This window comes from Psychrobacter sp. BI730 (assembly GCF_013414195.1).
GTDB lineage: Bacteria > Pseudomonadota > Gammaproteobacteria > Pseudomonadales > Moraxellaceae > Psychrobacter.
The window spans coordinates 94,601-107,464 of record NZ_JAATTV010000003.1 but is presented as its reverse complement, the minus strand read 5'-3'; the positions used below and the strand labels follow the sequence as shown (position 1 = coordinate 107,464).

The following is a 12,864-nucleotide window of genomic DNA, read 5'->3' as shown; positions in this document are numbered from 1 at the left end:
ACCAACTCGTGTCGGTCATAAGCGTCTGATGCGTTGTAAAAATTATCATGTGATTAAAAACTCATGATGATAACTTTTTAATTGTTTGATGGGTAATTTTTTATAAAACTTATAGTGAGTTTTTATCCATTTATTAATTTTTTTAGCACAGTTTTAAGGTTTTCACCTTTTTGATAATCTGTAAATTTGGACAAATCCTTTTTAGTAAGCACCATATAGCAAGCAGCGCTTATCCTATATTTCTTATAATGTAGCCTATTCCAGCGCCTTTCTATTCACATACTAAAGAACTCCAAAGTCATCCTTAAGTAAGTCATCAGTTCAATATCTACAAAAACAGATTCACAATCATAGTAAATCCTTCTTATAACACTGCTCTATAACAGCTATGCTTAATAATGCTGATGATAAAAGTAGCTTTAATACATCAGTTCAAGATTTTCTTAAAATATATTAGTTGATATTTGTTTACTAATTTTTTACTATCTACAAGGTATTGGTTAATATTTGGCAATACAAAAAATAGATGGCAAACATCATTAGTAGGATTTATAAATTATTGAGGAATGATTATGAAAAGGATAGCGTTATTTGTCGGTATGATATCAGTTGCAACGGCAGGTTTTTGCGGGGTTGGTCAGTTCTCAGATGAGACCACTTGCTATGTTTATAAACAAGATAAACTACAAAAAAAGCTAAACTGTCAGTATGAGGGCGCTGAGGGTGCAGCGATGAGTTATAGTTTTAGGCAGGTCTCCTATAACCTGCCAGGATTTGGCAAAATGGCAACATCCACCAGCGCAAACTATAATGACCGTAATGAAGTGACTGGATGGACGACCACCGTCAATGATGAGCCCGCGATCATCAGATATCGTCTGCCAACCAATCAGCGTATCGTCAGTGATGCCTATGCGCAGTCTGGTAAAGAGGTTATGCAGTGTTATCTCAGTACAAAATCGCAGTGGGAGATTTGTGCTAAATAGAACAAAATACTCTGGCAATTTATAGTGCAATAAAGCTGAGTGTTTTGCTTGGCTTTTATTGCCACCCGCTAAAAGCTGAAGCATCAACCTTAGCGCCCTCTTCTATAAAATTTTCTCACCGTTTTTTCTATATACTCAACGTCTTCACCACTGTCAAAGCCACTGATAAAATCACTCTTCCTATTAGACAGCCATTGAATTACAACCCTGCATCGGTAAGAATGATGCTACCTATTTATGAAACCTACTCACCAACCCAGTTTATTAACGAGTCAAATACATGAAACTGCGCATCCTAAAGTCTGCTGTGACCAATCCTTGGTTTAATCTTGCCACCGAAGATTGGATATTTAATACGCTCAACCCCGACTCGCATACTCTATTTTTATGGCGTAACTCTGAGACCGTGGTTATTGGACGCTCGCAAAATCCATGGGTAGAGTGCAAAACCGATAAGATGGAAGCAGACGATGTATTTTTAGCGCGGCGTCAGAGCGGCGGCGGCGCGGTATTTCATGATTTGGGCAATACCAATTTTACCTTTTTATCGCCCAGTGATGCTTACGATCAAGAAGCAAACTTCACTATCATCATCAATGCGCTTAAGAAACTCGGCATAGACGCTACGCTGTCTGGTCGCAACGATATGCAGGTCGGCGACCGCAAAATATCGGGCAGCGCATTTAAACATGCAGCCGATCGCAGCTTTCATCATGGCACATTGCTGGTCAATGCCAATATGCAAAAGCTTGGCGACTATCTAAACCCGCATCTACTAAAGCTTAAAGCAAAAGGCATCAAATCTGTGCGCGCTCGCGTGGCAAACTTGGTAGATTTCAATGAGACTATCAATCACGAGACATTGTCTGAGGCGATTATCGAAGCGTTCTGTGAATATCATGGAGAGACTGCACAGGTTGAGCAATTAGATGAGGCCAGCCTTGCTAAGCAGCCCACGCTAAACGCTTACTATCAGCAAATGGCAGACTGGGATTGGCGCTTTGGTAAAACGCCTGAGTTCACTCATCATATCGAGACGCGCTTTGATTGGGGCATGATGGATGTGCATATAGATGTGAAGCAAGCGATGATTACCGAAGTTGTCATCTTCTCTGACGCGCTAAATGTTGAGCTTATCGACCTGCTTAAGAATACATTGACTGGCGTTAAATATAATAAGCCTGAGATTAAAAACAAGCTCGATGACCTAGCAAAAACGCAACCTGAGTTGGTAGCGCAAGTTAGTGATTTTGAAAAATGGTTGGTTGGTGAGATGGAAGGTTAGATTTTGCGACGTCAGATTTAAGCTAGCAAGTATTGCAGGGTATGCTGCTTACACTGCTTGATAAAAAGCTACTGACACAAATGCGCTGTATATAGTTAATGGTATTGATATCATACAGACGCCATTTGAGATTTTGTATATTAATGATGCATAACAAGCACCCTACCATTACTCCATTTTTATGAATAATAAATATTAAGGCATTTTTATGAAGTACTTACATGCAATGATTAGAACCAACAAATTAGAAGAAACGTTATCTTTCTATTGTGACCTTATGGGCTTACAACTGCTAAGAAAGAGAGACTCTGAATCAGGCAGATTCAGCTTATATTTTTTAGCAACGCATGAGGGTGCGCCAGAGATTGAGGTGACACACAACTGGGATGAAAAAGAGTATTCCAATGGCGATAATTTTGGGCACTTTGCCTTTAGAGTCGACAACATATACACGCAGTGCGACACCTTTATACAGGCAGGGGTCGAGATATTAAGACCACCTAGAGATGGCCATATGGCTTTTGTTAAAGACCCTAACAACATCTCAATTGAGCTGCTACAAAATGGCGAAGACCTAGAGCCTATTGAGCCTTGGATTTCGATGGAAAATATTGGCAGTTGGTAAATGAGTGAGGCTAGTTAGTTGGGCTAGGATGAATGGACTGATTCATTTTTTGAAGATAGTGATGATGACACGTATATCACAGTTATAGCGTTTTTAAAATACAATCAAGCTCTAAAAAATGAGGGTAATATGAAAAAGTTATGCATCGCTATAATCGGTATTTTAGGCACTTGCCTACTCTCCACTCATGCAAATGCAGCAAGTTTCGATTGCAATAAAGCGACTACTTGGATAGAAAAAACTATTTGTACGAACACTGAATTGTCTGATCTTGACGAAGCTATGGCAAAAAAATATAGAGAAGATATCAACAATGCAGCTAACAACGAAGACAGTGAAGTCTATAGAAACAATGTGATTATAGATCAGAAATTATGGCTAACTTTTCAACGCAATACTTGTAAAGATACCGAATGCCTCATTCGTGAGTATACAGAACACATCGAAGAGCAAACCAATTACGGTGTGGCTTGGAATTTTTCAGATGAATTAAATTCTTCTGATTTACCGAGAAAAAATGCCTTTGGTAAGTTTTCTCAAACCTCTCAAATCTCAATATATAATTCAGGTACTCAACGCTGGGAAGATACGGGAAAGGCAAAAAACACGGTATCGATTCATAGTGTCGCTAATAAGCCTTATCTTTCTATCATCGAGGGCGTTTTAATTTTTACCAATGCTCATACCTGCGATTTGGGAGAGAGTAAAGCCATATGGTCACAAAACCATTGGGTCATTAACGATAATAATCAGCCAGATGAAACCCTAGAACTACGCTTGTATCCAGCAACTTATAAAGGTAAATCGCATTTGTTATTAAAAGATATTGATGATCAGTTTAGGTGGGGGCGTTGTGGTGCGCGAGGATATTTTGACGGTATTGTATTAGAGCGTGAGTAAGTAAACAACACCTCTCGATTCTCTCAGAATAAACATAAGTTGAACTGAAGATCTAATTTAATAAGTCAAATTTTCATTCTAAATAAAAAAAGACGGCAAGAGATACCCCCTCGCCGTCCATTATTTAACACTCATGCTAAAGAGTTTAGATCTGAGCAGCGACTTCAGCACCATCACGAATCGCACGTTTGGCATCTAGTTCAGCTGCTAGCTTAGCACCGCCGATTAGATGGTACTGCGCGTCTGGCGCATCGCCAACGTTTGGCATCAGCTCAACGACTGACTCTTGACCGGCACAGACAACGACGCTATCGACACGTAATAACTGGCTTTGACCTTGTGGGTTAGTCACCCAGATACCTTCGTTGGTGATTTTGTCATATTGCACGCCCGCAACTTGGATAACGCCGTGAGATTTGATATGCGCACGATGTACCCAGCCTGAGGTTTTGTTCAGACCACTGCCTAGACGACCTTTGCTACGCTGCATCAAATATACTTGGCGAATTGGTTTAATCGCTGCTGGTCTGACCAGACCACCATCACTTTGATAATCGGTATCATTGGTCACGCCCCACTCTTCGCGCCACTCACTGATTGACTGTGGCTCAGGGCGATAGCTTGGATCTTTTAGTCCTTCAGGGCCGATCTCATCCAGTGATTTACCATGATTAGCTGTCAGATATTCACTGACATCAAAGCCGATACCACCAGCACCGATGACCGCGACTGTGTTACCCACTGCTTTTTCGCCAGACAGTAGCTCAGCATAGCTCATTACTTGTGGCAGCTCAGCCCCTTCGAGCTTACCTTCTAGACTTCTCGGTACGACACCCGTTGCCACGATGACATGATGGAACTTAGCTTTTTCAAGCATGTCCTTATCGACTTTGGTATTCAGTTTAATCTCAACACCCAGATGCTCAAGCTCATTGATATAGTAGCGAATAGTCTCAAAGAACTCTTCTTTACCAGGGATGACTTTAGCGTAGTTAAACTGTCCGCCAAGCACGTCTTTAGCTTCAAACAGAGTCACGTCATGACCACGTAAGGCCGCTACATGAGCGGCTGACATACCAGCGACACCGCCACCGATGACGGCGACTTTTTTCGGTTTTTTAGTTTTCTTATAGACCAGTTCAGTCTCATAACAAGCTTGCGGGTTGACCAAACAAGTCGAGCGTTTGTTTTCAAACGTATGGTCGAGGCAGGCTTGGTTACAAGCAATACAGGTGTTAATGCGATCTGTCTGTCCATTTTTGGCTTTATTGACCCAGTGCGCATCAGCTAAGAATGGACGCGCCATCTGAATCATATCAGCTTGACCAGTCGCAACAATTTCTTCTGCTGTTTCTGGCATGTTGATACGGTTAGCCGCCATCATCGGGATACTAATGTGCTTTTTGATTTCAGCGGTGAAATCAACGAAAGCGGCTCGTGGTACGCTAGTCACGATAGTCGGCACACGCGCTTCATGCCAGCCGATACCGGTATTCATGATAGTCACGCCCGCTTCTTCTAGCGCTTTGGCCACGGTGATAACTTCATCCATGACATTACCGTCTTTGACCAAATCAATCACTGATAGGCGGAATAGAATAATAAAATCTTTGCCAGTCGCCTCGCGTACCGCTTTGACCACGTCGACAGCGAACTTCATACGTCCATAAATATCACCACCATAGATGTCTTTACGCTTATTCACATGGCTTGATAAAAACTGGTTGAGCAAATAGCCCTCAGAACCCATGATTTCGACGCCATCATAGCCTGCTTGCTTGGCAAGTTTGGCTGAGCGAGCGTAGTCTTTTACCGTTTGCTCGATGTTTTTGATGCTCATCTTACGCGGTTTAAACGGTGAGATTGGTGACTTAATCGGGCTAGAGGATACGGCAAATGGATGATAGCCATAGCGACCACTGTGCAATATCTGCATAATGATTTTGCTATCGTGCTTGTGCACAGCACGGGTTACACGCTGGTGGTTGATAACGTCAGCTTTAGTATTCATCGTTCCGCCAGCAGGCAACAACCAACCTTCGCGATTAGGCGAGATACCGCCAGTGATCATCATTGCCACGCCGCCCTTGGCACGTTCTGCAAAATACGCCGCCAGCTTGCCATAATTATAAAAACGGTCTTCAAGCCCAGTATGCATTGAGCCCATCACCATACGGTTTTTTAGCGTAGTAAAGCCCAAATCTAGCGGCTCAAATAAATGCGGATAGTGTTCATTGGTGCTAGCGGTTTGGATCGTATTGGCACTATGGCTGGCAGACATATCATTTTCCTTATGAATAGTTTATGAGGCTACTTCTTAAAAACGGCTTTTTAGAATTAATCGGGCTAAGAGATTTAGCATCATCGATATCGTAACACACCGCGATTATTGTCAGCTATGCAGACAAGCGACTGATGAGTGAGCACTATATTAATTGCTATAACGAGCGGGACGGTGTATCAGGCGTTACTGTGGCATATGGTTAAGCAAACACCACAAAACCTAGCCAACTTTTGAGGTAGATTATATACCGTTAGCTTAATGTCACCTAAAAATTAGACTAAGATATAAATCGATAAATATCGACTTATACCTATAATTTCTATGCTAGATTACTGTACTAAATAATATACTGACGTTAATGTACTGACGCATTATAGAAATACGATAAAGGACTATCATCATGACAGATTTCCATACAGGTCTCGGCAAAAATGCCGCCAACCATCAACCACTTACTCCTATTGATTTTATCATTCGCAGCGCGCAAGTTTATCCTAATAAGACTGCCATCGTTTATGACGACCTAGAACACAATAACCTCACTCAGACATGGCAACAGACTTATACTCGCTGTCGCCAACTGGCTGATGGCCTGCGAAAATTGGGCATCGATAAAAACGACACCGTAGCCGTGATGCTACCGAATACCCCAGCGATGGTCGAATGCGCTTTTGGTGTGCCGATGTCAGGCGGTGTCCTCTGTACTTTGAACACTCGTCTCGACATCAATGCGCTTACCTTTTGTTTGCAGCATTCCGAAGCGAAGGTCTTAATCTTAGACAGCGAATTTGCTGAACATGCTGAAATCATCAATGAGACTTTTCCAGACTTAATCGTCATTCACTCAACGGACAAGGCTGTCGATGTCGAGCGCTTTGGGCACATGAGCTATGAAGCATTAGTAGCCAGTTCAGACAGCCTGAATAACTGGGAGATGCCGAAAGATGAATGGGATGCCATTGCGCTAAATTATACCTCTGGGACGACAGGCAAACCTAAAGGCGTGGTCTATCATCATCGTGGTGCAACTCTCAATGCTATCTCTAATATTTTAGATTGGGACATGCCCAAGCACCCGATGTATCTGTGGACGCTGCCGCTGTTTCACTGTAACGGCTGGTGCTTTCCGTGGACTATCGCTGAACGTGCTGGGGTCAATGTATGCTTGAGAAAAATTGATGCTGATTTGATATTGCAGCTGATTGCCAAGCATCAAGTTAGCCATTATTGCTCTGCGCCAGTCGTGCACAATATGATTGCTGGCGGCAAACCAGAGTATAAAGAAGCTATCACCCATACGGTCAAAGGCTGGGTCGCTGGTGCACCGCCGTCTGAAACCATGCTGGCCGCTATGGAAGCAATGGGCTTTCATATCTCGCATGTCTACGGTCTCACTGAAGTATATGGGCCAGTAACGGTTTGTGCTGAGCAGGAAGAATGGAATGAGCTTGATGTGGCCACACGCGCCCAAAAGAAATCACGTCAAGGTATGACTTCTCATCTAATGGCAGGGTTTGAAGTATTTAAGCAAGGTACTACCGAGCCAGTCGCCGCTGACGGGGAAGAGATGGGCGAGCTGGCGCTACGTGGCAATATGGTGATGAAAGGCTATCTAAAAAGCCGCAAGGCTACCGAAGAAGCATTCGCTGATGGCTGGTTCCGTACAGGCGATTTGGGGGTTAAGTACCCTGATGGCTATATCAAAATTATGGATCGACTCAAAGATATCATCATCTCAGGCGGTGAGAACATCTCTAGTATCGAGGTAGAAAACGTCTTGTATAAACTACCTGCGATTGAAAGCTGCGCTGTGGTCGCCGCGCCACATGATAAATGGGGCGAAGTACCTGTCGCCTTTATCGAGATTCACGCCGGTAGCACTCTGCAACGTGATACGGTGATGGAGCATTGTAGTCAGCACCTAGCAGGTTTTAAAGTGCCCAAATATATTGTCTTTGCAGAAATACCGAAGACCAGTACCGGTAAAGTGCAAAAATTTGAGCTACGTCAAACAGCAAAATCATTGGCACACGAAACGCCAAAAGTAACTGCCAGTGCGAAATAAAACGGCAATCTATTAAGTCATATCATTAATTAACATCCATCAAAAAGGTCAGCGATATATAGCTGACCTTCTTTAACTATATTTATAGAGAACTAACTATATCAGCCAAGCTTAGGCTCAAGCCATTGATAAACTAGCATTCCTATAATCATGGAAGGAATAAAGACATAGGCTTGCCATTGCCCAGTACCAAGCAATACAATTCCTGGTCCTGGGCAAATACCAACTAGCCCCCAGCCGATACCGAACAACATCGCACCGATAAGCAATTTTTTATTAATGACAGTTTTGCTTGGCATATCAATCGGTGTACCAATCCAGCTGCTTTGTTGACGCTTTGCTAATCGTACACCGAAGAAAGCGACAATCAGACCACCGCCCATCACAAGAGCAAGGGAGATATCCCATGCACCAAATACGTCCAAAAACCCTTGTACCTTTATAGGATCAGTCATACCTGACACCAGTAGTCCCAGTCCAAACAGCAGTCCTGCTAGCAATCCGATTATATTTTTTAGCATCGTCGTATCTCGCTATTATTATCTTTTATTAACCATCATATGTCGTTCGCGTATGAGTCCGACCATCAGTCTTCATCTGGCAATCTGCCATGAGTTCGCTATAGTAGGCTTAGTACGTGACGACCGATATAAACGGTCAAAATCCCAAACAGCATAAAGGTGACAGTCGCTGCCAATGACCGTGGAGACAGCCGTGCGTTACCACAGATACCATGCCCACTCGTGCATCCTGAACCTAAACGCGTGCCGAAGCCGACCAATAACCCTGCACCAATCAATAATGGCACGGAAGTACTGATAGCTACCTCAGGTAGCGGTCTTGCCAACTGATATAGCAGTGGTGAGATGACCAGACCCAGTATAAACAGCACCTGCCACATCTCTACACGCTTGGGCTTTAGTAGGCTTGAAAAAATACCACTGATACCTGCTATACGACCGATACCTAGCAGTAAGATAACCGTCGCTACGCCTAGCATCAGACCCCCAACTAAGGAGATCGACGTAAATGCTTGCCAGTCTATTTGTATGCTCATAACGGACTACCTAATTAAGTTCATTAAATACGTACTTGAGTTTTAATTTATAAAAATACATTATATTATAAAATATAATAAAAAGGTAAAAAAATACTGAACCTAGCATAATGCGAATAGTTCAGTATTTTCTATAACTGTTAGGACTATACTGTAAAGGCTTTAAAAAGGGCAGTGAAAAAGACTTAATCAGCTATCATATTAATATCTTTATCAGCCCTCTTAATTGGTATCTTTACTGGCCTAACACTTTATCAAGTGCTGCCTCAAAACGCTCTACTGTGCCATCGATATCAGTCAATTTGTCCAAGCCAAATAGACCCAAACGGAAAGTTTTAAAGTTATCAGGCTCGCCCACTTTCAATGGTACGCCAGCAGCGATTTGCACTCCGATTTCAGCAAACGCGTTACCTTTATGCATGTCATCACGATCGGTATAAGAAACGACCACACCAGGCGCTTTAAAACCTTCGGCAGCGACGCTCTCAACACCTTTAGCTTCTAATACTTCACGGATACGTTGGCCAAGTGTCCACTGCGCGTCACACAATTTATCAAAACCGATTGCTTTGGCTTCATTCACGGCATCACGGAACTGACGTAAGCTGTCTGTCGGCATAGTCGCATGGTACGCATGACCGCCATTTTCGTAAGCACGCATGATGTTCAACCATTGCTTTAAGTCGATACTAAAGCTATCAGATTCAGTACTGTCTACTTTTTTGACAGCAGTATCGCTTAGCATGACCAAACCAGCGCCCGGCGTACTGCTCCAACCTTTTTGCGGTGCGCTAATCAGTACATCGATGCCCAATGCTTTCATATCTAGCCATACACAGCCTGAAGCGATGCAATCAATGACTAACAGTCCGCCAACGCTATGCACAGCCTCACTCAACGCTTTGATATAGTCATCTGATAAGATGATGCCCGATGAGGTTTCGACATGCGGCGCAAATACCACTGCTGGCTTTTCTTCTTTGATTTTGGCTACAGCAACGTCGATATCGACTGGAGCAAACGGCTTTGGCGACTCACTATCATCAGCACGATTGGCCGTGAGGACTGTAGATGACTTGGCGATTTTGCCTTTTTCTAGGATTTGCGTCCAACGATAGCTGAACCAGCCATTACGAATGATTAGGCAGTCTTCATCATTTGCCAACTGGCGAGCGACTGCTTCCATACCATAAGTACCAGATCCTGGAACGATCACCACTGCGTCAGCGTTATACACAGATTTTAGGTCACTAGATAGGTCGTTCATCACTTGCTGAAAGGCTTTTGACATATGGTTCAGCGCGCGATCAGTATAAACCACTGAATACTCTAATAAGCCGTTTGGATCGATATCTTGACGTAATGCAGGCATTGAACACTCCTAGTGTATGGTTAGATAATATGCGACATGGATTAGATAGCACTATAATCAAGTACTATTATTTGATGGTGAGGTCTTGCGCTGTCTAGAGATGCATTGTTTCTAAACAAATAAAAAACAACGAACACTGATGAGGTCTACTAACGTGAAGCTAATATATTTATAGTCATATTACGAGCAAACACCAGCACATATCTTGACCTAAGCCATCCATGAGAGCTTGATATTAGCACTGATACTGAAGGTTGACAACGATACGCTCAGGCAACGATATGACTTGCGCTATCGATCATTTATTGGTAGGTATTGGTTGATAAGTTTTGATTTATAAAGCCACGATAAAAACATCAATGCCCTCGATGAGCATCTTGTAGTCCTGACACCACGAAGTCTAGCAACTCACTATCGCCTTCGCGGGCAGCTTTACGCATCAGTTTCGATGGTGCATGGGTCAATGTTTGAGTCAGACGTCGTGACAGCTCAGTGATGATATCTTCTGGACTGACATCGTCTTGTTGCAGCTTAGCAATAGACTCATGCAGCAGCTTATCCACCTGACCTTGAGTACACGCGCGGTACTGCTGAATGTCTTTGCCGACTTGGCGAACCTGAAAGCGGCGATCTATCTCGACCACCAATTGACTCACTAACAGTTCAGCATCTACTGCGGCTTGGCGACGCTGTTCGATATTACCTGCAATGACATGCTGCAAATCATCGACAGAGTACAGATAAACATCATCAATACGGCTAATGGTAGAATCGATATCGCGCGGTACGGCCAAATCTATCATAAGCATTGGTTGATAACGGCGACGCTTGAGCGCTTGTATGGTCATTGTCTTATCAATCAACAAATCCATACTGCCACTACAACTGCTGACAATATCAGCTTCCGCCAATACTTGCGGCAACTCTTGTAAAGGTCTAACGTCTACGCGGCGATTAGGGCCACGTAGCTCAGCCGCTAATGCTTCGGCACGTTCGGGATTACGGTTACAGATAATGACTCGTCCGACCCCTAGCCCTGCGATATGGGTGGCCACCAAGCGATTCATCTCGCCTGCTGCAACGACCAGTAGAGTACGACTGGGTAAATCATCAAATATCTGTGTGACCAATTTGGCAGCAGCAAAGCTAAGCGATACGGCCTGTGCGCCAACTTGAGTCTCGTTACGCACTCGTTTGGCGGCAGCGAATACTTGATCGATGATCCAGCCTAGCTGATTGCTGAGTACTTTTTGGTCTTGAGCCAGATGCACAGAGTTTTTGATTTGCCCGAGAATCTGCGGCTCACCCAATATCATAGAGTCGAGACCAGCCGCTACTCTTAACCAATGAGTCAATGCATGAGTATCACGATGTACATAGAGATAAGGATCAATATCAACGAGTGGTAATTGCTTGAAATCAGCCAGCCACGTTTTGATTTTGGTAATATGCGCACTAATCGCAGCAGACGAGATATTCATGCTACTACTAAAAGTATTGTTGGATGATGATTGGCCAGCAGCTTTGACATCCTGCACATTGGGTAATTGTGAGTCAGACAATTGGCTATTAACATGATGCGACGTTGAAGTGTGCGGCACTAGCGCATAGATTTCGGTGCGGTTACAAGTAGAGACGATCACGCTACCATCAGTAAAGGCTTCTATTTGTTTGAGCGCGACATTTACATCGTCACCCACAAGCGCCAAGCGCTCTCGCAGAGCGACTGGTGCAGTTTTGTGATTGACCCCAATGACCACTAATCTCATTATCGATAGACCATAAACATGACGCTCAGTTGCCCCTTACGCTATCTTATTATTTTTAAAAGACAGTTTTTGACGACAGCGCTAAAAAGGAAGACCCTAAAAACCGCCTATTATATCATTATTGCGGGCTTTAATTAACACTCACCCATCTATGATAACCATATCTCTGTATCTGGTCGCAAATGTAACAAATCAACTACTCATACGATTTATAAAATCAATAGCTGGGTTTTAACTTATGGTCAATAATATAATGTTAAATCATTCGCTTACTCTATCTTAACTTGTTATATTTCTATAATATTCAGTTCGACAGACATATCTATATTTAATCATCTTCAGTGTCGTTCTTTGGCAACGTGCTCGCTACTAGTAGCATATTCATACGGTCAGACATGCCACTATCTGAGTAACACGGATGCTATTGTTTATCTCATCGGTCTACTCGTATAATGTTTGTCATGGGTACATATTGCCAATATTTAACTTAAAATGATTAAAACAAACTTGCCTTATCTGTG

General features: G+C 43.1%; 10 protein-coding genes. 5 read left to right on the top strand and 5 right to left on the bottom strand.

What is annotated here, in order from left to right:
* Positions 1–572 precede the first annotated feature (572 nt).
* The 4 genes from HCZ91_RS02860 (at position 573) to HCZ91_RS02845 (ending at position 3,796) form a co-directional block, all read left to right on the top strand.
* The gene (locus HCZ91_RS02860) at positions 573–986 is read left to right on the top strand and encodes a hypothetical protein (RefSeq protein ID WP_179798010.1); all 414 of its coding nucleotides are present in this window, start codon (positions 573–575) and stop codon (positions 984–986) included.
* 280 nt (positions 987–1,266) lie between these two features.
* Positions 1,267–2,271 carry a lipoate--protein ligase gene (locus tag HCZ91_RS02855; protein ID WP_179798008.1) on the top strand — a complete coding sequence of 335 codons (1,005 nt, stop codon included), beginning with the start codon at positions 1,267–1,269 and terminating at the stop codon, positions 2,269–2,271.
* Positions 2,272–2,479: 208 nt separating this feature from the next.
* Positions 2,480–2,896: a VOC family protein gene (locus HCZ91_RS02850; RefSeq protein ID WP_179798006.1), complete on the top strand. Its 417-nt coding sequence runs from the start codon at positions 2,480–2,482 to the stop codon at positions 2,894–2,896.
* Between the two features lie 129 nt (positions 2,897–3,025).
* Positions 3,026–3,796 carry a lysozyme inhibitor LprI family protein gene (locus HCZ91_RS02845; RefSeq protein WP_179798004.1) on the top strand — a complete coding sequence of 257 codons (771 nt, stop codon included), beginning with the start codon at positions 3,026–3,028 and terminating at the stop codon, positions 3,794–3,796.
* A gap of 145 nt (positions 3,797–3,941) precedes the next feature.
* Here HCZ91_RS02845 and HCZ91_RS02840 read toward each other — a convergent pair whose 3' ends face one another.
* Positions 3,942–6,077, bottom strand: coding sequence for an NADPH-dependent 2,4-dienoyl-CoA reductase (locus tag HCZ91_RS02840; RefSeq protein WP_179798002.1), 2,136 nt, complete (start codon positions 6,075–6,077; stop codon positions 3,942–3,944).
* Between the two features lie 403 nt (positions 6,078–6,480).
* On the opposite strand from HCZ91_RS02840, the gene HCZ91_RS02835 reads away from it, so the two are divergent.
* Positions 6,481–8,145 (top strand): AMP-binding protein, encoded by a 1,665-nt coding sequence (locus tag HCZ91_RS02835; RefSeq protein ID WP_179798000.1) that lies wholly within the window; start codon positions 6,481–6,483, stop codon positions 8,143–8,145.
* Between the two features lie 101 nt (positions 8,146–8,246).
* Here the strand turns inward: HCZ91_RS02835 and HCZ91_RS02830 are convergent, their stop codons facing one another.
* The 4 genes from HCZ91_RS02830 to hemA all read right to left on the bottom strand — a co-directional run bounded on the left by HCZ91_RS02830 (position 8,247) and on the right by hemA (position 12,343).
* Positions 8,247–8,666: a DUF6691 family protein gene (locus tag HCZ91_RS02830; protein ID WP_179797998.1), complete on the bottom strand. Its 420-nt coding sequence runs from the start codon at positions 8,664–8,666 to the stop codon at positions 8,247–8,249.
* Positions 8,667–8,764: 98 nt separating this feature from the next.
* Positions 8,765–9,202 (bottom strand): YeeE/YedE family protein, encoded by a 438-nt coding sequence (locus HCZ91_RS02825; RefSeq protein ID WP_179797996.1) that lies wholly within the window; start codon positions 9,200–9,202, stop codon positions 8,765–8,767.
* A gap of 235 nt (positions 9,203–9,437) precedes the next feature.
* Positions 9,438–10,574: an aminotransferase class V-fold PLP-dependent enzyme gene (locus tag HCZ91_RS02820; protein ID WP_179797994.1), complete on the bottom strand. Its 1,137-nt coding sequence runs from the start codon at positions 10,572–10,574 to the stop codon at positions 9,438–9,440.
* A 356-nt stretch (positions 10,575–10,930) separates the two neighbouring features.
* Positions 10,931–12,343 carry a glutamyl-tRNA reductase gene (hemA, locus tag HCZ91_RS02815; RefSeq protein WP_179797992.1) on the bottom strand — a complete coding sequence of 471 codons (1,413 nt, stop codon included), beginning with the start codon at positions 12,341–12,343 and terminating at the stop codon, positions 10,931–10,933.
* Between the last annotated feature and the right edge of the window lie 521 nt (positions 12,344–12,864).